This is a genomic window from Bradyrhizobium sp. AUGA SZCCT0431 (assembly GCF_018131065.1).
GTDB lineage: Bacteria > Pseudomonadota > Alphaproteobacteria > Rhizobiales > Xanthobacteraceae > Bradyrhizobium.
In genome coordinates this window covers 124,675-148,128 of record NZ_JAFCLR010000001.1, presented here as the reverse complement: position 1 = coordinate 148,128, position 23,454 = coordinate 124,675, and the positions used below count along the sequence as shown (strand labels likewise).

The following is a 23,454-nucleotide window of genomic DNA, read 5'->3' as shown; positions in this document are numbered from 1 at the left end:
CATGTTGTCCACCGTCTATTCGGCCGCCTCCGCCATCGGAACAACCGATACGAAAGTGCGGCCATTGCCTTTTGCACGGAACTCGACGTGACCTTCGATCTTGGCGAACAGAGTATGGTCGGTGCCCATGCCCACATTAAGGCCGGGATGCCAGGTGGTGCCGCGCTGACGCGCGATGATGTTGCCGGGGATCACGTGCTCGCCGCCATACGCCTTGATGCCAAGGCGCTTGCCCGCTGAATCACGTCCGTTCCGCGATGAACCGCCTGCTTTTTTGTGAGCCATGGCCCGTCTCCAACTTCGCCGTAATCTAGATCAATTCCTTGACGGAATCATTTCACGCTTTGTCACGCATCAAATCCTGATGCGCTGATATCACTTCTTGGCTGCGGCCTTCTTGGCCGGAGCCTTTTTTGCGGCGGGCTTTGCCGCAGCCTTCTTGGCGGGCGCCTTCTTGGCCGCCGGTGCCTCGTCGCCCTCGGCGGGCGCCGCGACGACCTTTTCCTTCTTCGGCCGCGGGCCGATCGAAGGCTTGGCGTTATCGGCCAGGATCTCGGTGATGCGAAGCACCGTGAGCTCGTCGCGATAGCCGCGCTTGCGGCGCGAATTCTTGCGGCGGCGCTTCTTGAACGCGATCACCTTGGGGCCGCGCTTGTGGTCCAGCACTTCTGCCGCGACCGAGGCGCCGGCCACGGTGGGCGCGCCCAGCACCGGCGTGTCACCGCCGAGCACCAGAACTTCGCCAAGTTGCACGATCGTGCCGACGTCGCCGGCGATCTTGCCTATCTCGAGTACATCATTCGGAACGACCCGGTATTGCCGGCCGCCGGTTTTGATGACTGCGAACATCGTTTTATTCCTTCGTGTTCGATCCCGGCCTCGGACGTCTCCCCATAGGGTCATGTCCGGGTCGGCTTTTTGGTCAGTCGTTATGGGTACGATTTTCGCACGGTCGGGGCGTGAGCCCTCAAATTCGCGCAAAAACAAGCGGCGCGAGAAATCCCGCGCCGGATGCCGGGACTTATAGCCGCTGGCAGCCCCGAGTCAAGGCAAAGGAGCCCAAAAACCGGGCCAAATGAAGGATTTGGTTCAGGAAACGGCGAACAGGGCGGCCTGTTCGCTGCTCGCCATTCGCGATTGGCCACTCACCCAAGTGAAACCAATGGGTTCCCCGCCCGTTGTGTCACCGAAATCCGGTTGGGCTAGGGCAAAAATGGCAGAAGACACGGTCACAACAACGGGCATCGCCCGCCACGGCGCAGGCCGTCTGCCGTCCGTCGAGGTCGACAGCTTCAATATAGAGCTGAAGGACGATGACGGGTTCCTCGGTGACCGCGCCAGCAAGGGCGCGTTTCGCGAGATACTGGAGGGGCTGCGCAAGCCGCTGAAGAAAAACGGCGACGACCCGCTCGGCAAGAAATCTTCCGGCGAAATTCCCAAGGGCGAACTCGATGAGGTGCTGGTGGGTGAGGATGTCGCTGCCGCGGCTTTGGTGCACGGCGCGATCGAGGAATTTGCCCAGGAACTGGCCTATGTGACGGGGCGCTTCCTCAAGACCAAGGCCTGGGCTGATACCGAGCGCATCGTGGTCGGTGGCGGATTCCGGCAAAGCCGGGTCGGCGAACTCGCGATCGCCCGCGCCGGGATTCTCCTCAAGGCCGAGGAGTATGACGTCGATCTGGTGCCGATCCGTTTTCATCCGGATGACGCCGGCCTGATCGGCGCGCTGCACCTGGCGCCGTCATGGATTTTCGAGGGCTATGACAGCATCCTGAGCGTCGACATCGGCGGCACCAACATCCGCTGCGGCGTGGTCGAGACGCGCTGGAAGAAGACGCCCGATCTTTCGAAGGCCGAGGTGTGGAAGTCCGAACTGTGGCGGCATGCCGACGACGAGCCGACGCGCGAGGGCGCGGTAAAACGGCTGGTCAAGATGCTGAAGGATCTGATCGCCGAGGCTGAAACAGAGGGCCACAAGCTGGCGCCTTTCATCGGCATTGCCTGTCCCGGTGTGATCAACGGGGATGGCTCGATCGAAAAAGGCGCACAGAATCTGCCGGGCAATTGGCAGAGCAGCAAATTCAATCTGCCGGAAAGTCTCGTGGAGGCTATACCGATGATCGGCGATCACGACACGGCGGTGTTGATGCATAATGACGGCGTCGTGCAGGGGCTTTCCGAGGTCCCTTACATGCAGGATGTCGAACGATGGGGCGTGCTGACCATCGGTACCGGTCTCGGCAATGCGCGCTTCACCAATCGCAGGAAAGAAAACGGCAGGGGCGAAAAGGCCAAAGACAAGGGCGACAGCGACAAGGACGACAAGAAAGCAAAGAAGGGTAAAGATTAACAGGCGCGTTCGAGTGCGGTTAATACCGGCGCGCATCGCGCAAAACCCTTGAAAACAAGGGGCCGGAGCGATCTTTCCGATTCCAGCGCTGCGCGCGATGAGAGTTCCGTCGGCGCGCGGTAAGGTTGACTGGTTAGGTTAAGACCGGGATCGCGTTGCCCTTTCCGCGCGCGCCGCTACCGTCAAATCGTCGCTCCAGCTGACCGGCGAAGCCGCACTTCCCGGCCAGAATTTCAAAGTAGCGGCACGGGGCCGCCAGTGTTTTGTCGCGTCTGGCGGCCCCACCTTATATCTCGATTTCCACTCATAGCGTTTTCGAGCGAAGTGGGTACCGGTTCGCGTGAAGAAAATGCGTCAAAAAAAGAGTCATTTCCAGCCGATGCGCTGAAAGAACGCCGCGATCTCGGATGCCGCGCGCTCGGGATCTTCGCGATGCGCGAAGTGCCCGACGCCTTCAAACATCGCAAGATCGAGATTTGAAAAAGTCTCGCCGAGCCGATCGGTCCAGGCGTAGGGAAACAGCGGGTCGTGTTCTGCCCAGCGAACGCAGGTCGGCAGATCGATCGGTGCCAGCCTGGGCGCCTCGCCCTTCAGCATGCGGATCCGCCCGGCATGCGCGCCGCGATAATACGCAAAGCCGCCGGCGAGGTTGCCTTGCTTCAGAAAGTTGTCGACGAAAGCTTCGAGCACGTCGTCGAACGCTTGGCTGCGATGGCTCCAGTGTTTCAGGAAATAGCCGATATAGGCGCGGCAGCTTTCGCGGCTGGCGCCGATCAGCATGGGTGCGATCTCCAGCTGGTTGAACGACTGGTACCAGATGTTGTTCAGCCGGTCCGGCTCCGCCATCCGCGGCCCGATGCCGGGATGGACGAAGTCGAAGAAGAACAGTCCGGCGATGCGTTGCGGCGCGGCGCGCGCCATCGGCTGCATCAGCCCGCCGCCGACATCGTGGCCGACAATGCCGGCCTGCTCGAGGCCGAGCGCGTCCATCAGCGCCAGCATATCCGTGGCGTGCTGATCGGGACCGTGCGGCCCATTGGGCTTGTCGCTGTCGCCGAAACCGCGCAGGTCGGGCGCATAAAGCGTGAAGCGATCGGCGAGCCGCGCCATGACCGGCTCCCAGGTCAGCCAGAATTCGGGCCAGCCGTGCAGCAATAATAGCGGTTGCCCTTTCCCGGCGCGGGCGACATGGAACGCGGCGCCATTGGCGCGAATCGTCAAATGCTCCATTTTTTGGCTCCTTTTTTCAGGTCCTGGGTCCGCTTGGGGACCAGCGAAAATCTTGCCCCCGCGCCTTGTCTGGCCCGCCGTCCTCGCCTAGAACTCGCCCCGACCGCGGGGCCTCGAGGAATCACCCCGAAATGGCGCCTGGAGAGGTGGCAGAGTGGTCGAATGCACCGCACTCGAAATGCGGCATAGGTGCAAGCCTATCGGGGGTTCGAATCCCTCCCTCTCCGCCATACAGTCTGCGAATCTCAGCCACAGAGCCCGCCGGAGCGGAATAGATGGTTGTTGCCCGTGCGATTTGGCCGTTTTTCGCGTTGAAGGCCAGCTGACTGCCGCCCTCAAGGGCGTCGAACAGATGAAGCTTTGATTGTAGGTCAATCCCAGAACTACTGCGTCTCGCAATTCCAGGCTTCGTCGGCTCGTCCGGTGGTGGACGATAGCTTCATTTGCAGCTTATAATTACCATTTGTGCATAAAATAATCGACCGAGGCTCAGACCCGTTTCATGCCGGATCATTTCCTGTCCAAGGCCCGCGTCGATATTTTCCGGCCTTTTACCGGCAGGCATCGCGCCGTGTTTTTCGAGGTGGCTACGGAAATCTACGAACGCACGCTCGGGGTGAATGCCGATTATGAGATCGTGCTGGACCGGCTCGCGCTGACAGAAATCATCGTGGACGCGTTGGATAAGAACCGGTCTTTGATCTTTTCCGGCGAGGAAGGTGACGAGGAACTCGACGGAGCCGGTGACGATCGCGACTACGCCGACAAGGTTCGTAAGCGCTTGAAGCGCTTCGGCATGATCGAGGAATACAACGACTCCGCCTACCTCAAGGTGCTCTGGCGCTTCACGCCGGAGGGCAAGCGGATCGCCAAGATGTTCGCGGACACCCGGCGCAAGACGTCGGTTGCGCGCCAGCGCAGCGTACGGGCCTGCAAGGGGGCGCTGAAGGCCTTCTCCGAGGAAGGCAACCACGAATATCTGGTCGACGCCTACGAGTACGCCTCGACCATCTTCGACGACGTCTGCCAGGTTTCCGATCTCTTCACCGAGCACCAGCGCCGCATCATGGGCCACTCCTTCTCGACATCGAAGGAGGCCCTCGTCGGATACATGCTGGGCGTGAACGATTTCGATAAGCGCGCCTCGCGCTACTTCGACAGCGACAACATCTACAACCACGCCTCCGACATCGTCGACCTGACCGAAAGCATAGCGTCGATGAATCCCGCGGTGTTGGAGGCGGCGGACCGAAAGATGATGGAGGAGCATCCCGCGCTGGAGGAGGAAGCCAACGGCGAGCGGCTGCACACTTGGATGCTGGCGAGGATCCGCAGGGTCGTCGAGTCGACCCGGGACATCAAGCACGAAGAGCTCCATCGGGTCGTGGGTGAATTTTCGACCAACTACGCGATCCTCATCGGCAGACTGATCAAGCTGAGCGCCGTCGGCAATGACGATCCGCTGATCAGGTTCGCCGGCATGTTCGCGGCAGCCGGCGACGAGGAGCGCGACGAAATCTGCCGCGAGATGCTCCACCACCTGTTCCCGCAGCGCGCCGATCTGATCGATCCGGCAGACCTAAAGATAGCGGACCGCGCCGATCGGGTACGGACGCCGACCGCGATCGTCCGCAAGCACCGTACGCGGGAGGAAATGCTGGCGGCGGACATCCGCAACGCCATGACCGCGGCCTTCGCGGTGCCGGCCAAGGAGGTGGTCAGCCGCGTCCATGCCGCCGTGCTGGCCAATGGCGGATCGACCTCGGTGACGCATTTGCCCGTCGGAGATGCCCGCCAACTGCTCGCTGCAATGTCCGCCGTCGAGATTGTCCGGAGCCTCGGAGCGGAGACCGGCCTGACGGTCTCGCTGGGAGAGGAACGCCGTTCTAACGGCGTATTTCGCACCGTCGACCACAAGATCTCGCAGAGGGCTTGAGATGAAGTCGATCCAGGACCGACTGAAGACCAAGAACGTCAAGCTGGAGGAGTTCCAGGCGGTGAACGCCCTCCTCATCAGCCGCGGCTTTCTTTCGCGCGATGACGGCGTACGGCACCGTGCTCTCTATATGGTCGCCCAACGGTGCCAGGACGAGATCCAGGATGTGCTCGCGTTCGTCTACGGCGCGTCGTTGTTTCACGATCCCAGCACCTCGCATTTTCGTCTCCAGCCGTTCGGCGCGCGCGATATCGGCCTGCCCGATATCGGCGAGGAGATCGAGATCCGGCGTGAATTGAAGGGAGCCGTTCACAAGGACTTCACGGCGGCCCTGCTGACCCTGAAACTGCTCTACGACGAACTCATCGTAGAACGCAGGATAGGTCCCGGGGGCCGGGTCGCCGTCAGGGTGACGGAATTCGTCACGGCCATGAAGGTCAACTTCAAGGTCGACCTGCCGGCCGCAGACTCGCATCGCAAGGCGATCTTCATGAAGCTGAAGAAGCACGGCGTCGCCGAATTCAACATCGATGAACTCAAGGACGAAGATGCCGTCATCAGCATCCGGCCGGAGATCGCCTCGCTGGTCTACGACAGCGCGGTAGCTGCCGCGGTCGCCTCGATCCAGCAGTCCAGCGACAATTCGGAAGACGTGACGGAGTCCCCGGCGGGCATCGACGACATGGAAATGGATGCCGCCGGATGATCATGAAGGAGGTGACGACCGTCAACTGGGGCCAGCTCCCGATCGGCGACGTGCAACTTGCCGAGATCGTATTACTCGGCGGCGAAACGGGCGCGGGAAAATCCTCGTTCATCGATGCCGTGATCGGTGTGATGACGGGAAACGAGTTGCGGTTCGCCAAATACAATTCGGCCCAAAGCGAGACTTCGTCGAGCAAGAAGACGAAGCGGACGATCGCGTCCTACGTCCTTGGCGCCGACGACAGCGCCGAGCCGCACCGCCAGCACGGCGCCCACGGCTATGCCGGCCTTTACTTCGAGCCGGACGGGAGGGACGACGGAGCGGGCCAGCCGTTCACCGCCATCGTGGGCACGGAAGCGCGGCTCGAGAGGTTGGCGAACCAGCCTGTCTTCAAATCGCTGGAAGACGTCCGGATCATCGTCTTTGGCGCCAAGATCGGCGCGGCCGACCTCATCAGGATCGTCGACGGGACCGAGGAGGTCATTCCGGTCAACGAGCTTCTTGTCGCCCTTCGCAAGAAGTTCGGTAGGGATTCCGTTCGCGACTACAGCACAAAGACCGAATACGTCTGTCGTCTCTACGCGACCCTCAAGGGACAGTCCTCCCCGGTAGACCGGCGCGAGGCGGAAGGCTGCATGCGCGCCTTCGTCAACTCGATCGCCTACCGGCAGCCTGACGACATCGACGCACTGATCCGCGAGGACATCCTGGAGCCCGACGACAACGCCAGGATGATCGAGACTCTCAAGACCACGATCACCGACGTCTCGAACCTGCGACACCAGGCCGAGCGGATGGAGAACAACGTCCGCCTTCTGGAGGAGGCCAACGGATATCTGAACGAGGGCGCGAAACACTTCATCGAGGAGTGGATGTTTGCGGCACTCGAAGCCGCCAGGCAGCTGCAGGACGCCGTCAACCGCCGCAACGAAGCTCTCGACGCGAAAGAGAGGGCCACCGCCGTTCTCGGCGAGATTAACAAAGAAATCGTCCATTGCGACGCCCAGGCCGCGCTCCACAACGACGCCTGGGAACGGCTGAAGACACGCATCAACGACAGCGACGTCCATCGCATCCGACTAGGCATTCAGGACCGGATCGCTCGAAGCGGCGACACGATCCGAAGCTTCGAGCAGAAGCTGCGGAGCGCCACCCTCACGTTGAGCGCCGCCCGGAACGTGATCCGGCAATCGATATCCGCTTGCTCGGGCATCGACGACCTGCGCGATGCTGCGATAAGGCTTTCCGCGGTCGGGGAGAAGATCGACGGGGTTCACCCGCCTGAAATCGAAGGGCACTTCCGCGCCGTAAAGGATGGACTCGACGGCGGCGCCGCCGCCAGCCTCCAGGAAGCCATCGTAGCGATCGACGCCGCCGTCGGTTCAGGCTGGACCACTGAAATCGACGCCGTCGCCGAGACGTTCCTCCTCGCCCACGACAGGTTGCGCCAGCAACTGGACTTGCTGAGAACGAAGCGCAGCGAGAGCGAGACTAAGCGTCAGGCGCTGGCGTCCGGCCGCACCAACTATCCGCGCGGCGTCTCGGAATTTGTCGCGCACCTGGCTCGGGTTCTGCCCGAGGCGAAGCCACGCATACTCTGCGACGTCGTCGAGATGAAAGACCCGTCATGGCAGAACGCGGTGGAAGGCTTCATTGGCGGCGACAGGTTCGCCATCCTCTACGAACCGGAGTATGAAACCCGGGTCATCGCGTTGCTGCGTTCCTACCGCGATGCCGGCGGCGCCCGCCCCTCGGTCGCCCAGATAGGCCGGGCCCTCAGGGATGCGGGCGCCGCCGTACCGGACTCGTTGGTCTGCAAGCTCAGGAGCGACGACCGGGTTGCGCTCGGTTACCTGACCGCGCGTTACGGTCGCAGCGTCTGTGTTGCGACCGAGGACGCGCTGAAGGACGTCCGCAGCGGATTGCTCCAGGACGGTGTCTCGGTCGCGGGATACAACTACCGAAACAGGTCGGAGCCCGACGAGGAGCTGGTGTTCGGCATCGAAGTTCGTCGCCGTCAGGCCGAGGTTCTCGCTCTTGCGATCGAGCAGACCACCAAGGAAATCGAGACCAAGTCGACCAGCGAACAGAGCGTCAGGAATGCCATCACCCTGATGGGCCGCGCGAAGCAGGCCGAACTGCAGGACTTGGACGTTGGATCGTTCCAGTCGGCGGGGAAGGAACTCAATGCCGCGACTCAGGAACTCGAAAGCCTCGACGTTTCCAGCATTGCGGATCTGGAGCAGCAGGCTGCTGAAGCCAAGGGACAGATTTTCGAGTTCACCAAGCGCAAGAATGATTTGCTTCCCAAGGTCGGCGAACTCAACCGTGACATCCGGATCGCCGATGAAAAAGCGACCGACGAAAACATTGAGATCGACAAGCTGACGCCCGACACTGAACGGGCAGAAAAAAACTGGAGGGTTGCGCTCTCCTGCGTTCCGCCGATCAAGCAGATGCCCTACGAAACTCAATACCGGCAGGAGATCGAATCCGGACGGCCGGTCAAGTCATTCCACGACCGCAACATCGAGCGGCGGTCGGGGGCACAGGACGCCAAGAACGCCGCCGAAAACGTGCTTCGCGACTACAATCGCGACGCGCTCGAATACCAGAAGATCTTTGTCCACGCTCTGCAGTATCCTTCCCCCTCTCCCTCGCCCGAACTCATGACGGAGTGGCTTCGGTCCCAGTTCGAGCAGGTGGTCGACCAGATAAGGCGCCAGCGGGACACCGGCCTCGTCGAGCAGCGCGAAAAGCTGGTCCTGGCGGAACAGCAGTTCACCAGGTCGTTCACGTCGAACTTCTGCCTGCGCATCCTGCAGAGGGTGACGGGACCGGACCGGACCATCGACGTCGTCAACAAGAGCTTGGAGGACATCAGCTTCTCCGGCGACAAGATCCTCATGACGCAGTCGTTGCGCGAAGAGTACAGCCAGTATCTCGACCTATTCCGGGCCGTGCGGGAACGCACCGAAGCCGGGCCGGCCGATCTGTTCTCGGTGGCCGGCTTCGAGCCCGCGGAGGCGGCGACGCTTGCGGCGCTCCGATTGCTTCTCTTGTCCAACGACATCGAACATTCGATGCGTGAGCTCAACCGGATCGCCGACTACCGGAATTACAAGAAATACGACTTCGAGAAGTCGTCGAAAGGCGGCGATCCGCGCGGCCTGTCGACGTGGGGAACGGGATCTGGCGGAGAGGCTGAGACGCCGTTCTACATCATCCGCGCCGCAGTGTTCGCGGCGAGCTTCAAGCTCTTCTCGAAACAGAAGATCTCTCATTTCCGCACCCTGTTCCTGGACGAGGTCTTCAAGAACATGGACGAGACCCGGACGCGGCGCGTCATCGACTTCTTGACCAAGGAAATGGGCTTCCAACTCGTTTGCGCCGCGCCGACCAAGTCGATGGCCGCCCTAATGGACGTGTTCAATCGGCGCATCAGCTTCTCGAAGGCGCCGACGGCTGGGTCGCAGACCTGGATCGACGAAGTCGACCTCGAACAGGAGCGGATCGCAGAAATCTACGAAGAGCACCGCCGCAACACGGTCCGGGACGTGACCGCGAAGTTCGAACTCGCGAATCCACTCAAGACAGACGTCGGCATAGCGGCAGAATGACTCCCGAGACCGCCCTCGCCGACCCGCTCGCGAAGCGACTGCTCGGCAGCGCGCTCGATCGGCTTGATAGGTCGCGGCCGGAAGATAGGACGAACGCCGTCAGGATCCCGATCGACGTGAACACGGCACCGGAGATATTCAATGCGGAGACCATTGCCGACCGCGAAATCGCATGGCACGTGATTGACGTGCTCGCCGATGCAGGCATTGGAACTCTCGCATACCGCCGGGCGGCTCGCCACGGTGCGCGCGAGGACCGTCAACCCGTGTTCGAAATATCAGCCACGCCGGCCAACGAGGACCGCCTTCGCGTCTTTTACGGCCGCCCGCGGCCGGGCCAGAAATATTCGGAGGCATGGCGCGGCTTGGTACAATCCAGTGACCTCAGCGGCGAAGCCAAAACTGTCATCGCGGCACTTCCTTTCATTATACCTGGACGATCCGCGGAAGAGGTCTTCCAGCGTCTGATCTCTATTCGCGATCATCACGATAGGTGGGAAAACCGATACTTGCGGGAAGTTTCCAGCCGGGCATTTTGGGGGCTGTCGAAAGTTCTCGACAACAGGGCTGACCTTATTGCGGCGTTGTTAGATTTGGAAGAATGTCCCTATCCGGCGCAGCCGATCCACTTGAGCGTCTATTTCGCGGGAACGTTTTCGTGGATGCTCTTCATTGAGAATAGGACCACGTTTGAGCGCGCGATGCGCGACGCAGGAGCGGCACTCCGTGAGCAGCGCCCTTCGCCATATGACGGAGCCGCGCTGATCTATTCCAGCGGATTTATGGGGGCGGCTGGGCGGATACGTAAATCACTGGGTTCGCGAGTGTTTTACTGTTTGGATTCGATCTCGAATGCAACTGAGATACAAGCATTCAACGCTGCGCTCTACAGCAAGATTGATGTCAATGCTGCGTTTTGGGGAGACCTCGATCATGCGGGCATGGCTATCCTTTCTAGCTTGCGGGCCAATTTCCCTTCTGCCCAAGCATGGCAGCCTGGTTACGCGCCCATGCTTGCTCGCCTCGATGCCGGAGAAGGTCATGCGCCAGAAGAGGCTAAGAAGGCCGGCCAGAAACCAATCGTTTCGACAGGGTGCAGTTTTGCGGACGACGTCCTTATCCCCGCTTTAGCAAAACACGGACGATTCATGGATCAAGAATGAATGGCTAAAGTTGGTACCAAGCGTATAGGCGACGTCGGGCAAATCACTTCCGATTTTCGGAAGTCGTGTCAAGCCCCGAAATCAAAAATATTCCTCTTCCCTCCCACCCCAAATCACCTGCACATATATAGCCGTCCTGTCCCACTCAGAGGGGCGTTGGCCATCGTCACAACGAGGGGCAGGTCGCGGTGGACGCTGATGTCGCGATTGACGGTCGCGGCAAAGGCGTACGGCGAAAGCGTGTGGTCCTGGCGCCCGTAACGGCGTCAAGCTCTGAAGAAGCTAACGCTTCCGAGGGGTGACGGTGGCAATAGAGGCCGTCTCACCGGGGAGAGCGCGTTATAAGCCGTAAAGCCATTGCGCAGGGAATGTCGGATTGCCTCCGCTGCCCTGTATGCTCGTGTGCAGCATTCTTATGCACAATCGCACACGAGACCGCGGGTGCAGCGCGCATCCGGCATTCCCTGCGCCCTCTCATTTCGAGAGGTGCGAAGATTACCTGCAAACCTCGGGCGCAACGCGCTGCGGGAACGCGAATTTGCGTTCCGTTGCGATGCGTTTCGTTGAAAAGCATACGGGACTGCCTGCAACGGCCAGCATCCTTGTCGGACAAGGCGGTGTCTGGCGTAACGCAGCGGCGGCCTGAACCGGGGAGAATGTCATGTCAGCGACCGTCCGACCGGCCACCATGGAGGGGCCGGCGATTTTTCTGGCGCAGTTCATCGGCGATGATCAGCCGTTTGACGTCTTGCAAACAAACACGCTGGCGCGGCCGTGCCATTCGAAACTCCAGGTTAGGCTTCGAAATGGTGACTCCAACCTAGCGGGCAAGGTCTGAGGATGTCCGCTTTACCACCTCGCTACCCATTTTCCGCTCGATCGCTCTCTCCAAAGAGCGGGCCATGATGATAGCCGATCGGTCGTCAAGATGTGCTCCATCGGTCCATCGGATCTCGTCGGATGGATAGTCCAATGATAGCCATTTGCCGTGGTCGTGCCCAAAGGCCTCTGCCATCGCTGACCGGCCCGTTGTCATGTATCGGGACCGCGCGAATGCGGGGCCCAGAGGAAGTTCGTAAAAGAACACCGAAATGCTTTGCATCTCGAGCGTTTCCACGATGTGCTTCAATTCGGCTACGTTTCGACGGATGATCTGATCGTGTTCCGGATTATTCCACTCAGCCAGGATAGCAGCGAGCGCAAGTGGGTTGTATTCGGGGGCCGGCGGCTTTCGTAGAATTGCCTCTTCTAGAGCCGATTGCTGAAGAAGCGCGGATTTGTCATCTCTGTCAAAGCGCCGCCAATCGTCGAGCTTTTGCTGGTACAACGCGGCTAATGTGCGAAGGGGCCTGAAATTAATTGGTGCGCGCGCAGGCTCCGCATTACTCGTGCGGACCCTCTCAACCATTGCCTGGTCGATACCGCGAGAAAGAGTGTTGGTCTCGATAGCTATGAGCCGCGGCCGAACAGCAGCCGTCGCCTCAATCATTGCTGCCCCGGTCAACGGAGATCCACCAGGCAGCGCCAGATTTCGAACGTAAAGTTTATGAAAAAATTCTTCGTGCAATCGCACGGTGAATGAACTGCCCGTTAACGCGATCGGAGCAACGGGACTGTTGAGATAACGATCGGCAATCCTGGACTGTATTTCATCCGTCGTGGTCGCGGGAAAGTCCGGGATGTCATTGAAGAGCTGAGGAGCTATCCAGCACATTGCCAGTACTGCGGCACATGCAGCGCTCGCCTTCACGAACCAGTTCATCGAGGTAGTACGGTCCATGTCCAACCTAGAACTGGAAATATATGAACGCTGTGTCGGGACCGGCCTCGATTAGCATCAGAGCTGCCATCGCGCCATACACAAAGGGATCCAGGTTGCCCCGGAGCACAACGAGCCTCTCCGAGGTGATAAAATGCTGTATGAGAACTGGCAGGGCATAGATCAGCGCCAGACTTCGGTAAATGCGCGCAGGGCTAGGCACGGACTGATCAATAAACATACCAGAAATATAATCCATCGCATGCTCGAAATTCGGGAGCTTGAAAAAAACCCATAAGAAGGAGACGCATAAAAAAACAACAAGCATGCGAGCCGCAACGATCACGCGACGCAGAGCGGCAATCGCTGCAAGTTTTTCTATCAAGGGCAGGAACGGACGCTCAATCACCAGAAGGAGGCCGTGCATCAGCCCCCATGCCAGGTAGCTCAATCCGGCGCCGTGCCAAAGGCCACCCAGGCCCATCACGATCATTAGATTGAGGTACGTCCGCGCTTGACCATCGCGGTTGCCGCCTAACGGGATGTAGAGATAGGTGCGGAGCCAAGTTGACAGCGAAATGTGCCAGCGCGTCCAAAATTCAGCAAACGAACGCGAGATATAGGGCAAGTTGAAATTGATTGGCAGGCGGTAGCCGAACAGCAGCCCCAGCCCGATCGCGATAGCAGAATATCCGAAAAAGTCGGCATAGATTTGATAGCTATAAAGGAATAGGCAGAGCCAACGGTCGCTGCTTCGAAGCGCATGGTATAGAGGATAATCCATGTTGGTCGTAAGCGTGTTGAGGTTGTTTGCGACAAATAGCTTGAAGAAGTAGCCGGTGACGATCCATCTCGCCGCCTCGACGAACGGTACCTCGTTGAAAAATTTCGGTTGGATTTGCGGCAGAAAGTTTTCCGCGCGCGTGATAGGTCCGGAGACGAGCTGCGGGAAGAATATAATGTAAAGAAACACGTCCCATTGGGAGGGAGCAGGGCCGGTGCGCTTCGTCATGTCCACTAGCAAGCTAATGTTGTGGAAGACGAAGAACGAAATGCCTATTGGGAGCGGGAGTTTCAGCAAGAGGTCGATCGCGCCAACATCCGAGAGCGCCGGTGAGGAGGGATCGACAAATAGCAATTTGTATTTGAAAAAGGCTAATAGCACGAGATTGAATGCAACGCCGGCCGGCAGCCACAACTTACGTTGAACCATGGCCTTCAAGAGGAAGAAGTAAGTTCCGAAGACCGCTATCGCGAGCAGCGCTAGCAATTCCGGCTGCCCGAATCCGTAGAAGAACAGGCTTGCAACCACCAAGATGTAGACCTGATACGGGCGAGCGAATGGCCAGTAATAAAGGGCGAATACCCCAGACACGAACACCGCAAATTGCCACGACGTGAAAATCAAAGAGTTAGCCTCCAGGCAGGGGTAGTGATTGGGGAAAACCCCATCATGCTGACTAAGCGGTCGCGCGGCCGTCACGACGTAGGGACTTCGGAAATTGTGCTGGTGTGCCTAGTTTGATGCCGCCACTACCACGAAAACAGCGTTCACGGTATCCAACGGCGCCGTGAAGCTGTTTCGCATGATTCATACGGCGCGGTGACCGCGGGGGATTCTGATGCCACGTTTGGTTTTTCGCGGCTGGTCCGTGGTCACGGCTAATATCTTCCCACTCTAGCTGCGGTTCGCTCCGCTCATCGGCATAAGGGCTGAGCCGGCATGGCGTCATCTTGATGTGTCCCCGGCGAACCGGAAGCCTTGTCGACCTTCTCATCATCAAGCGCTTCACCTTGATCGGCTCTTCCACGTCTGACAGGCCTTCATCGGTTGTTTCGAGCCTGTCGTGCACGCGCGAGTATGCCGTGCCAACACCAAAAAAGGGGCTTGACGCCGGCTTTCTGGTCATCCTACTGGTCTTACCAAGGTAATAACAAAAAAGATCGATGGGAATGGAACTCAAGCGAGCGGCCGAGGGAGAAAAGGGTTTCCAGAAGGTCTTTGCCTTCCTGCGCGACCGGTTGATCGCCGGTTCGCTCAAGCCAGGCGACCGTCTGGTCTCCGAACGTGAGCTCGCGACACAGCTCGGCGTGAGCCGGCCGCTGGTGCGGGAAGCCCTGCGGGCTCTGACCATGCTTGGCATCGTCGAAATTCGTGACCGCATCGGCACCGTGGTGACGCGTCCGGACGTCTCCGTGCTCAACGACTTCTTCACCTTCGCGCTGGCCCAGCAGGCCGACATGGTGGACGACGTGATGCAGGCGCGCATCGCGATCGAATGTCAGGCCGTTCGGCTGGCCTGCGAGCGCGCCAGCATCGCCGATTTCGAGCGTCTGCAGCGTGCGCTGGCGAGAATTTCGGAAACGATCGACGAAGCCGATGCGGGCGGCATGGCCGACTTCGAGTTTCACCAGTCGATCGTGCTGGCGTCCCATTCGGAGACGCTCGCCGTCCTGCACAATTCGATGGCCGGCCTGTTGACGCATTCGCACCGCAGCCGCCGCGAACTCGTGCAGGCCTTCCCGTCAATGAAAACGTACTTGATCGACGATCACAAGCGCATCTTCGACGCGATCGTCGCGCGCGACCCCGAGCGGGCGGACACGACGCTGCGCCGACATTTTGCGATCGGGGATGAATACCGACGGCGCGCCGTCGTCGGCCAGAAAGACAGCCGGCAGATATCAGGCTGACTGCTATCGACGAGAACAACGATACGAAGAGAGAAACGATGGGACGGGACGGCAAGGGAAGCGTTGGCTTCATCGGCATTGGCACCATGGGCCGGGAAATGGTCCGCAACCTGCTCAAGGCTGGGCATGTCGTCAGGGCTTTCGACGTTGCCGAGGCCGCAATCGCCGACGTCGTGTCGGAGGGCGCTGTAGGCGCCAAGAACCCCGCGGACGCCGGGCGAGGCTGCGACCTCGTTGTCACCATGCTGCCTGACACGCCGCATGTCGAAGCGGTGATCTACAGCGAGGACGGCCTTCTGAAATCGCCGCCTGCGGGCAAGCTGATCGTGGACATGAGCACGATCTCGCCGGTCGCGGTCCGCCGCATCCATGCGGATCTGCAACGTGCGGGCGTCAGCTTCATCGATGCCCCCGTGTCCGGCGGCCCTCTCGGCGCCAAGAATGCGGCGCTGTCGATCATGGCCGGCGGCGAAGCGGAAGCCTTCGGCAAGGCTGAACCGTTCTTCAGAGCGATGGGCACCACCATCACCCATGTCGGCGCTTCCGGCGCCGGACAAACGGTCAAGCTCTGCAATCAGCTGATTTGCGGCATCAACATCCAGGCGATCTGCGAAGCGCTCGCGTTGGGTCGCGCCTCCGGCGTCGACCTGGATTTGCTTCGCCACGTCCTGTTGGGCGGCTCGGCCTCATCCTGGATGCTGGACAAGCTCGGTCCGGCGATGATCGCAGGCGACGTCGGCGCCGGCTTTCGGATCGACTTGATGCTCAAGGACCTCAGGCTGGTGCAAGAGCATGCACAGGCACTCAACGTGCCACTGCCCGGAACCGCGCTCGTCACCAGCCAGTATGTCGACGCGCGGGCGCACGGCGAAGGCGCGAACGGCAATCAGGCCCTGTTCCGTGTCTACGACCGCATGACCAATCAGAGCGCTGGATGATCCTGTTCCAATGAACATCGAACTCGACTTTCCTGCGGTGTTGGAGCGATGGCCGAGCTTTCTCAGCGGCGCCGTCCTCACGCTGGAGCTCGCGTTGTTCGCGACCGTGTTCGGCGCACTGCTCGGCACGCTCGCCGCGGTCGGCCGCGGAGCGCACCGCGCGCTGATCGCCGGCGCCTGCAAGGCCTATGTCGAGGCGATCCGCAACACACCGCTGCTGGTGCAGATATTCCTCGTCTATTTCGGGCTCGCGAGCGTCGGGCTGAAACTCTCCGCTTTCACCGTCGCAGTGGCGGCGCTGACCATCAACGTCGGCGCATACACCGCCGAAATCATGCGCGCCGGCTTTGAGGCAATCCCGCGCGGACAAATCGAAGCCGCCGAAGGACTTGCGCTGTCGCGCTTCCAGATTTATTGGCACATCATCCTGCTGCCCGCGGTGGAGCGGGTCTATCCGGCGCTGACAAGCCAGTTCGTCCTGCTGATGCTGGCCTCTTCGATTTGCTCGCAGATATCGGCCGAAGAGCTGACTGCCGTGGCCAACTACGTCCAGTCGGATACCTATCGTGCGTTCGAGACCTACATCATCGTTGCCGTGCTCTACATTCTGCTGTCGCTCGTCATGCGCGCGGGATTCTGGTGCCTCGGCCTCGTCCTGTTTCCGCGCCGGCGGCGGCTCGGCACGGCGTTGTGAGGTAGCGCATGGGCGGACATCTCAACGCCAACCACCTGCTTTTCCTCGGCCATGGCGCGCTATGGACGATCGGGCTTTCCCTGATCGCTCTCATTGGCGGCGGTATCGTCGGCTTCGCGATCGCACTTGCGCGCATTTCTCCCCTCAGGTCCGTGCGACTTCTCAGCGCCGCCTATGTGCAACTGGTCCAGGGCACGCCGCTCCTGGTCATCCTGTTCCTCGGCTACTTCGGACTGGCAGCCATTGGCCTCAAGATGTCGCCGCTTGCCGCCGCCAGCGCTTCGCTCACCCTCTATGTCGCCGCCTATCTCGGCGAGATCTGGCGCGGCTCGATCCAGTCGGTGCCAAAGCCACAATGGGAAGCGGCGGAAGGCCTGGCGCTGAGCCGGACCCAGCGCATGATAAAGGTGATCCTGCCGCAGGCGATCCGCATCGCGACGCCGCCCACCGTCGGCTTCATGGTGCAGATCATCAAGAACACCTCGCTCGCCTCGGTGGTCGGTTTCGTCGAACTGATGCGCTCGGGACAGATCGTCAACAACTCGCTGTTCGAGCCATTCATCGTCTACGCGATCATCGCCGTCGTTTACTTCGCCATGTGCTACCCGCTGTCCCTGTTCAGCCAGAAGCTGGAGCGGCGGATGGGACGTGGCAGTGCCAACAACTTCAGTCTGGCCTGACATGCAGCAAACCGCATCTTCCACTCCCATCGTGTCGCTCCGCAACGTGCAGAAGAGCTTTGGCTCGCTGAAGGTGCTCGATGGCGTGAGCTTTACCGTCGAGCGCGGCGAGGTCCTTGCCGTCATTGGCAGGTCCGGTTCAGGCAAGAGCACCGCGCTACGCTGCATCGACCGGTTCGAGAAGGTCGACGGCGGCGAGATCACCGTCTGCGGACGCAGGGTTGATCTTCCAGATGTCGATCTGCGGGCTCTGCGACAGGATGTCGGTATCGTATTCCAGAGCTACAACCTGTTTCCGCACCTCACGATCGAGCAGAACATCACGCTGGCGCCCTGCTCGGTGAAGCGAATGGACCTGTCCGAGGCGAAGGCGCTGGCGCACAAGGTGCTGGCGCAGGTGGGTCTCGAAGAGAAGATTCACGCCTATCCCGAGCAGCTTTCCGGTGGTCAGCAGCAACGCGCCGCCATCGCGCGTTCGCTCGCCATGCAGCCCAAGGTCATGCTGTTCGACGAGGTGACTTCGGCGCTCGATCCTGAACTGACGGGCGAAGTCCTGAAGGTGATCGAACAGCTCGCCGCCGATGGCATGACCATGGTGATGGTCACGCATGAAATGGGCTTTGCAAGGAGCATCGCCGATCGGATCGTCTTCATGCATCGCGGCAAGGTTCACGAAACCGGGCCGGCCTCGATCCTGACGGCACCGACGACGCCGGAACTCGTCCAGTTCGTGGGGACGGGCAATCTAAAATCATAACAGGAGAGGAAAACCCAATGATCGGAAACCGGAAGATTTGGAGCAGCGCCGTCGCTGCCTGCTGTCTCGTCGTGCTGGCTGACCGGCCGGCGCAGGCCGACCTGCTCGATGACATCACGCAGGCCAAGAAGATCCGTATCTCGACGGACCTTGCCATTCCCCCGTCCGGCATGATGGACAGCAGCATGAAGCCGACCGGCTCCGATGTCGAGGTTGCCCAGTTGCTGGCCAAGGATTGGGGCCTCGAGCTGGAATTCATCCAGACGACCGGCGCGACGCGGATCCCGAATGTGCAGACCGGCAAGACGGATATCATCATATCCACCCTGTCCGTGACGCCTGAGCGGGCGAAGGTGATCGATTTCTCGAAGAAATACGCGACGCTGCAATCGGATATCGGCTGCCTTAAGTCACTGAACGTCAAGGACTGGCCGGACCTGAAGGACAAGACCGTGGGCGTCTCGCGCGGCACCACGCAGGATACGATGCTGTCGAACATGAAGGACAAGGAACTGAAGATCGCGCGCTATGACGACGATGCCACCGGAGTGACGGCGGCGGTCTCCGGCCAGGTCGATTGCGTCGGCTCGTCGGCCACGATCATCAACCAGATCGGCGTCAAGAATCCGGCGCGCATTTTCGAGTCCAAGATCCCGCTCGCCAGCTTCGAACTCGCCATCGGGCTGAAGAAGGGTGAGCCGCGCCTGCTGGAGAAGCTCAACGCGTGGATCACCGAAAACGTCAAGAACGGCAAGCTCAACGCCATCTACAAGAAATTCCACGGGGTCGAGCTGCCGCCCGACATGCGTGGTTGAACGAAGCACAACCGTGACAGCCGGGTGCGGCTGTCACGGTCCCAAAAACAACGAAATGGAAATCACATGCGCCTTGTCATAGGATCCGACCACGCCGGCTGGCCGCTCAAGCAAGCCGTCATCGACCATATCCGCAGCCTCGGCCACGAGGTCGTCGATGTCGGCTCCTATGACGAGAAGCCGGTGGATTTTCCCGATATCGCGCGGGCCGTGGCAAAAAAGGTCACGTCTGGCGAAGTCGCGCGCGGTATCATGGTTTGCGGCACCGGCGTTGGCGCTTCGATCGCCGCAAACAAGATGAAGGGCATCCGCGCCGCGGTCTGTCACGACGTTCATTCGGCCCATCAGAGCGTCGAGCATGACGATGTGAATGTCATGTGCATTGGTGCGCAGATCGTCGGACCGTGGCTCGCCAACGATCTGATCTCCTCGTTTCTCGCCGCGGAGTTTTCGACGGACGAAGAATTCCGGCGACGCGTCCAGAAGCTTCACGAAATGGACGCGGAAGGCTGAGGCCTTTGCCGGGGAGTGGGCGATGATCCTTGTGTTCGGTTCGCTCAATGTCGATCTGGTCGCCAGGGTGCCGGTCATTCCCGGTGCCGGCCGGACGGTGCTGGCTCCATCCTATCAAACCCACTTCGGCGGAAAGGGAGCCAACCAGGCGGTCGCCGCCGCACGGATCGCCGGCCCTGGAAAGGTCCGCATGGCGGGCCGACTGGGGCGGGACGTATTTGGCGAGGAGTCGCTCAAGAACCTGTCTAGCAACGGCATCGACACCAGCCAGATCGTCAGGGTCGATGAGCCGACGGGCTGCGCGTTCATCACGGTCGATCCGAGCGGAGAAAACGCGATCACGGTGGCGAGCGGCGCTAACAATACGGCCTGCGCTGCCGATGTCGCGGAGACGCTCTTTAACGCCGACACCGTTCTGGTGCTGCAGATGGAGGTGCCGTACACCGAGTCCCTTCACGTTGCGCGCGAGGTCAAGTCTGCCAATGGCAAGGTTGTCTGGAACCTGGCGCCGGTCCCGGATCAGATGACAGGCCCGATGATCCGCGATCTGCTCGAAGCGACGGATTACCTCATCGTAAACGAGCACGAGGCGCTCGACCTTGCTGCCACGCTCGGCGCAGGCGTGACGGATTTCGAGGCCGCCTGTGGCTGGCTCGCCAGATCGGGCGGGTTGACTTGCGTGGTGACAGCCGGAGCCCAGGGAGCCTTGGCCGTGACGGCCGACGATACTCGGTTCCGCGCGCCGGCGCCGAGCATCAGGCCGCTCGACACCACGGGCGCCGGCGATACCTTTGTCGGCGCCTTTGCTTCCATGATTGGCGAAAAATCGTCGCTCAAAAAGGCGTTGCAAGTGGGATGCGAGGCCGCGGCCTTGAGTTGCCTGAAGCCCGGCGCGCAGCAGGGCATGCCGATGAGAGACGCGTTACGCGAGGTGCCGGGCGGGCCAACGGCAGTTCCCGAACATAGCACCTGCACTCAGATGCGTGGATGACGCCGGCATTTGCCTCGATGGCTGACAATCCGCTTCCGGCAGGCAGGCACCGATGGGAACGATCAAGATCGTTTCGCGTATTGAACGGCCGGCATCCCTGTCGGACAATGACGCGGCGTCCTGTTGGCGTGGCGCAGCCGTCTGAACGGAGAAGATGTCATGTCCGCAGCGACCATCCGGCCGGCCACCATGAAGGGGCCCGCGATTTTTCTGGCGCAATTCATCGGTCATGCGCCGCCGTTTGACAGCCTCGATGCGATCTGCGGCTGGGCGGCAGGGCTCGGTTACAAGGGCGTGCAGGTCCCGACCTCCGATCCACGGCTGATCGATCTCGACAAGGCCGCGGCTTCCCAAACCTATTGCGATGAAATTGCCGGGGTAGCCGCGAGCCATGGTCTGGTGATCACCGAATTGTCCACCCACCTGCAGGGACAGCTCGTCGCGGTTCACCCGGCCTACAACGAAGCCTTCGACGCTTTTGCACCGCCTTCAGTCAGGGGCAGGCCGAACGAACGTCAGGTCTGGGCGGTCGATCAAATGGTGAAGGCGGCGCAGGCCTCGCGCCGCCTCGGCCTCACCGGCGGCGTGAGCTTCACCGGGGCGCTGGCCTGGCCGTTCCTTTATCCCTGGCCACAGCGGTCGCCGGGCCTGATCGAGACGGCGTTCGACGAACTCGCCCGTCGCTGGCGTCCCATTCTTGATGCCTATGAGGAAGCGGGCGTCGACCTCTGCTACGAGATACATCCAGGCGAGGACGTCTGCGACGGCATCACCTTCGAGATGTTCTACGAGCGCACCGGCAATCACCCGCGTTGCGCGATCAATTACGATCCGTCTCATTTCGTCCTGCAGCAACTGGACTATCTGGCCTTCATCGATATTTACGCCGAGCGCATTCGCGCCTTCCACGTCAAGGACGCGGAGTTCAATCCGACCGGGCGGCAGGGCGTCTATTCGGGCTTCCAGTCCTGGATCAATCGCGCCGGCCGCTTTCGCTCGCTCGGCGACGGACAGGTCGACTTCAAGGCGATCTTCTCGCGGCTGGCTGCCATCGGATTCGACCGCTGGGCGGTGCTGGAGTGGGAATGCTGCCTGAAGAACGCGGAGGACGGCGCGCGCGAAGGCGCCGGCTTTATCCGCGATCACATCATCCGCGTCACCGAGCGGGCCTTCGACGACTTCGCCGGCGGCGCCAGCGACGATGCGCAGATCCGACGGACATTGGGGCTCATTTGAGCGCCGGAATAGATCGACAGGAGCGCGCGACATGGCTGAACCACGCATTCGACTGGGAATGGTAGGCGGCGGGGAAGGCGCCTTCATCGGCGCCGTCCACCGTATCGCCGCGCGCCTGGACGATCGCTATGAACTCGTCGCCGGCGCGCTTTCGGCCTCGCCCGATAAAGCGATCCGATCGGCGGCGGCGATCGGACTTCCATCCGATCGATCCTATTCGGACTTCCGGACCATGGCGCAGACTGAGGCCGCGCGAGCCGACGGCATCGAAGCGGTCGCGATCGTCACCCCAAATCATATGCACACACCGGTCGCCGACGCCTTCCTGGATGCGGGCATTCACATCATTTGCGATAAGCCGTTGACGACAACCATCGAGGAGGCGCGCCGCTTGCGCGACAAGGCGCGCGCGAGCGGACGGATATTTGCCGTCACCTATAATTATTCCGGCTATCCGCTGGTCCGGCATGCACGCGCCATGGTTCAGGGCGGCGAACTCGGTGCGATCCGGATCGTGCAGGTCGAATACCCGCAGGATTGGTTGGCCGATCCGCTTGAGGCCACCGGTCAGAAGCAGGCCGACTGGCGTACCGATCCGGCGCGCGCGGGTGCCGGCGGCTGCGTCAGCGACATCGGTACCCATGCCTATCAGCTGACGCACTTTGTCACCGGGATGATGCCTGAGCAGATCTTGGCCGAGACGACCATCTTCGTGCCGGGCCGCCGTGTCGATGACAATGTGCAAATTCTGCTGCGTTACAAGAACGGGGCGCGGGGCGCATTGTGGGCGAGCCAGGTTGCGCCCGGAAACGACAACGGGCTGCGGTTACGGATCTTCGGCGAGAAGGGCGGTCTGGACTGGCGGCAGGAAGAACCGAACCGTCTTGTCTGGTCGCCGCTCGGTGACGCACCACGCTTGGTACGCCGCGGCGCAACGTCTGTGAATGCCGCCGGTCAGCGCGTCAGTCGTACGCCACCCGGCCATCCCGAGGGATATCTGGAAGCGTTCGCGACGATCTATGCCGAAGTGGCCACAGCTATTGTGGCCAAGCGTACCGCTTCGCTTGCTGATCCGGGAGTGACCTTTCCAACGATCGAGGATGGCTTTGCCGGTGTCGCGATGGTGGACACCGTATTGCGCTCGAGCGCCGCGGGAGGGGTCTGGATGCCAATTGAATTGTGAGCGCACCGACGCGCATTGCTGTTGCGTGGTGCGTTAGCCTTCCGGCAGCGCGGTGAGGCGGAATTGGGTAATCAGCACGTACCTATCCGACTCGTCTCAAACCGCTCGGCGGATGAGTAGTGATGAGTAGTAGAGGCGACGCAATCAGTTGATCCTGCCCCGCCAGCACACCAATCAAACAGCAATGCC

21 protein-coding genes and 1 tRNA gene are annotated in these 23,454 nt (G+C 60.9%); 17 read left to right on the top strand and 5 right to left on the bottom strand.

Going from position 1 to position 23,454, the window contains the following annotated elements; genetic code table 11:
- Nucleotides 1-15 precede the first annotated feature (15 nt).
- Nucleotides 16-285, bottom strand: a complete 270-nt coding sequence (rpmA, locus tag JQ567_RS00620) for a 50S ribosomal protein L27 (RefSeq protein WP_192739055.1) — start codon at nt 283-285, stop codon at nt 16-18.
- 90 nt (nt 286-375) lie between these two features.
- Nucleotides 376-849, bottom strand: coding sequence for a 50S ribosomal protein L21 (rplU, locus tag JQ567_RS00615; protein WP_212204208.1), 474 nt, complete (start codon nt 847-849; stop codon nt 376-378).
- Between the two features lie 364 nt (nt 850-1,213).
- On the opposite strand from rplU, the gene JQ567_RS00610 reads away from it, so the two are divergent.
- Nucleotides 1,214-2,350, top strand: coding sequence for an ROK family protein (locus JQ567_RS00610; protein ID WP_212437010.1), 1,137 nt, complete (start codon nt 1,214-1,216; stop codon nt 2,348-2,350).
- 366 nt (nt 2,351-2,716) lie between these two features.
- On the opposite strand, the gene JQ567_RS00605 is transcribed toward JQ567_RS00610, so the two are convergent.
- Nucleotides 2,717-3,580 carry an alpha/beta fold hydrolase gene (locus JQ567_RS00605; protein ID WP_212437009.1) on the bottom strand — a complete coding sequence of 288 codons (864 nt, stop codon included), beginning with the start codon at nt 3,578-3,580 and terminating at the stop codon, nt 2,717-2,719.
- 140 nt (nt 3,581-3,720) lie between these two features.
- Here JQ567_RS00605 and JQ567_RS00600 point away from each other — a divergent pair.
- The 6 genes from JQ567_RS00600 to JQ567_RS00575 all read left to right on the top strand — a co-directional run bounded on the left by JQ567_RS00600 (nt 3,721) and on the right by JQ567_RS00575 (nt 11,843).
- A tRNA-Ser gene (locus tag JQ567_RS00600) sits at nt 3,721-3,810 on the top strand.
- Nucleotides 3,811-4,217: 407 nt separating this feature from the next.
- Complete coding sequence (locus JQ567_RS00595; protein ID WP_212437008.1) at nt 4,218-5,516, top strand: Wadjet anti-phage system protein JetA family protein; 1,299 nt, start codon at nt 4,218-4,220, stop codon at nt 5,514-5,516.
- Between the two features lies 1 nt (nt 5,517).
- Complete coding sequence (locus JQ567_RS00590; RefSeq protein ID WP_212437007.1) at nt 5,518-6,222, top strand: DUF4194 domain-containing protein; 705 nt, start codon at nt 5,518-5,520, stop codon at nt 6,220-6,222.
- Complete coding sequence (locus tag JQ567_RS00585; RefSeq protein WP_212437006.1) at nt 6,219-9,842, top strand: SbcC/MukB-like Walker B domain-containing protein; 3,624 nt, start codon at nt 6,219-6,221, stop codon at nt 9,840-9,842. The genes JQ567_RS00590 and JQ567_RS00585 overlap by 4 nt, the downstream gene beginning before the upstream one ends.
- On the top strand, nt 9,839-11,005 hold the full coding sequence (locus tag JQ567_RS00580) for a Wadjet anti-phage system protein JetD domain-containing protein (RefSeq protein ID WP_212437005.1): 1,167 nt from the start codon (nt 9,839-9,841) through the stop codon (nt 11,003-11,005). The genes JQ567_RS00585 and JQ567_RS00580 overlap by 4 nt, the downstream gene beginning before the upstream one ends.
- Before the next feature lie 661 nt (nt 11,006-11,666).
- Nucleotides 11,667-11,843, top strand: a complete 177-nt coding sequence (locus JQ567_RS00575; protein WP_212437004.1) for a hypothetical protein — start codon at nt 11,667-11,669, stop codon at nt 11,841-11,843.
- Here JQ567_RS00575 and JQ567_RS00570 read toward each other — a convergent pair.
- Both JQ567_RS00570 and JQ567_RS00565 read right to left on the bottom strand, forming a co-directional pair.
- Complete coding sequence (locus JQ567_RS00570) at nt 11,826-12,767, bottom strand: hypothetical protein (RefSeq protein ID WP_212437003.1); 942 nt, start codon at nt 12,765-12,767, stop codon at nt 11,826-11,828. The two genes, JQ567_RS00575 and JQ567_RS00570, sit on opposite strands and share 18 nt — an antisense overlap.
- 25 nt (nt 12,768-12,792) lie before the next feature.
- The gene (locus tag JQ567_RS00565) at nt 12,793-14,172 is read right to left on the bottom strand and encodes an MBOAT family protein (protein ID WP_212437002.1); all 1,380 of its coding nucleotides are present in this window, start codon (nt 14,170-14,172) and stop codon (nt 12,793-12,795) included.
- A 545-nt stretch (nt 14,173-14,717) separates the two neighbouring features.
- Between JQ567_RS00565 and JQ567_RS00560 the strand changes: the two genes are divergently transcribed.
- From JQ567_RS00560 to JQ567_RS00515, 10 genes are all read left to right on the top strand, one after another.
- Nucleotides 14,718-15,458: a FadR/GntR family transcriptional regulator gene (locus tag JQ567_RS00560; RefSeq protein WP_212437001.1), complete on the top strand. Its 741-nt coding sequence runs from the start codon at nt 14,718-14,720 to the stop codon at nt 15,456-15,458.
- Between the two features lie 38 nt (nt 15,459-15,496).
- On the top strand, nt 15,497-16,396 hold the full coding sequence (locus tag JQ567_RS00555; RefSeq protein WP_212437000.1) for an NAD(P)-dependent oxidoreductase: 900 nt from the start codon (nt 15,497-15,499) through the stop codon (nt 16,394-16,396).
- 10 nt (nt 16,397-16,406) lie between these two features.
- The gene (locus JQ567_RS00550) at nt 16,407-17,090 is read left to right on the top strand and encodes an amino acid ABC transporter permease (protein ID WP_212436999.1); all 684 of its coding nucleotides are present in this window, start codon (nt 16,407-16,409) and stop codon (nt 17,088-17,090) included.
- An 8-nt stretch (nt 17,091-17,098) separates the two neighbouring features.
- On the top strand, nt 17,099-17,770 hold the full coding sequence (locus JQ567_RS00545; protein ID WP_212436998.1) for an amino acid ABC transporter permease: 672 nt from the start codon (nt 17,099-17,101) through the stop codon (nt 17,768-17,770).
- 1 nt (nt 17,771) lies between these two features.
- Entirely contained in the window at nt 17,772-18,527 is a 756-nt protein-coding gene (locus JQ567_RS00540) for an amino acid ABC transporter ATP-binding protein (RefSeq protein WP_212437184.1), read from the top strand.
- Between the two features lie 17 nt (nt 18,528-18,544).
- Nucleotides 18,545-19,342 carry a transporter substrate-binding domain-containing protein gene (locus JQ567_RS00535; protein WP_212436997.1) on the top strand — a complete coding sequence of 266 codons (798 nt, stop codon included), beginning with the start codon at nt 18,545-18,547 and terminating at the stop codon, nt 19,340-19,342.
- Between the two features lie 66 nt (nt 19,343-19,408).
- Nucleotides 19,409-19,855: a ribose 5-phosphate isomerase B gene (gene rpiB / locus JQ567_RS00530; RefSeq protein WP_212436996.1), complete on the top strand. Its 447-nt coding sequence runs from the start codon at nt 19,409-19,411 to the stop codon at nt 19,853-19,855.
- A 22-nt stretch (nt 19,856-19,877) separates the two neighbouring features.
- A complete protein-coding gene (locus JQ567_RS00525) occupies nt 19,878-20,846 on the top strand; it encodes a ribokinase (RefSeq protein WP_212436995.1) in 969 nt (322 codons plus the stop codon).
- 159 nt (nt 20,847-21,005) lie between these two features.
- Nucleotides 21,006-22,082, top strand: coding sequence for a sugar phosphate isomerase/epimerase (locus JQ567_RS00520; RefSeq protein WP_249165138.1), 1,077 nt, complete (start codon nt 21,006-21,008; stop codon nt 22,080-22,082).
- Nucleotides 22,083-22,113: 31 nt separating this feature from the next.
- Complete coding sequence (locus JQ567_RS00515) at nt 22,114-23,265, top strand: Gfo/Idh/MocA family protein (RefSeq protein ID WP_212436994.1); 1,152 nt, start codon at nt 22,114-22,116, stop codon at nt 23,263-23,265.
- The last annotated feature ends 189 nt before the right edge of the window (nt 23,266-23,454 follow it).